2 protein-coding genes are annotated in these 557 nt (G+C 48.5%); both read right to left on the minus strand.

What is annotated here, in order from left to right; translation table 11 throughout:
- On the minus strand, positions 1–190 hold a 190-nt coding region (locus H8S64_RS22340; RefSeq protein WP_186978749.1), incomplete at its 3' end, for a DUF3873 domain-containing protein.
- Positions 191–266: 76 nt separating this feature from the next.
- A partial coding sequence (locus tag H8S64_RS22345; RefSeq protein ID WP_186978750.1) for an antirestriction protein ArdA occupies positions 267–557 on the minus strand: 291 nt, incomplete at its 5' end.

The raw sequence follows: 557 nt of genomic DNA on the forward strand, positions 1-557 counted from the left end.
CCCATTCGTCACGCCTGCGGCGGCACTCGTCCAGCGTTTTGGCTACCGTGCTGAAAAGTTCGCCGTCCGTGTGGCGGTAGTCATATTGATAATAAATTTGTCCCCTGAAAGCCCCTAAATGGCATTTCACGAACTTTTCTTCTCCCGGTGTTTGGGTGATGCTTACCCCGTTTTTGTTAAGTGACTGCATGATGTCTTATTTTTTATGGTTATAAACTTGGTTGTTTTAAGCGGGCAGGGCTTTGACACCCCGCCCGGATTGGTTGTTATGCCGCCCGGAACACAAAGCCGTCATCAAACCAGTAATCGCACATGAACAGGTCACGGGCAAACTGTTTGTAATCGAAATAGGTCTTTGCGAACTCCGGCAGGTCGTAACATTCCTCTACAATTTCATAGGCGAAATCTTCTTCATCGTCATATTCCCCTTGATATTCATCCCGGAAATCACGTACAAGGTCGTCCGCATCTTCCTCGCCCAAATCATGGCTTTTATAGTTGCACCACACGAAAAAGGCTTCCTGCTCGGTGTCGCTCAAATCCTCCACCGCATCACG

This window comes from Butyricimonas hominis (assembly GCF_014287455.1).
Classification (GTDB): domain Bacteria; phylum Bacteroidota; class Bacteroidia; order Bacteroidales; family Marinifilaceae; genus Butyricimonas; species Butyricimonas muris.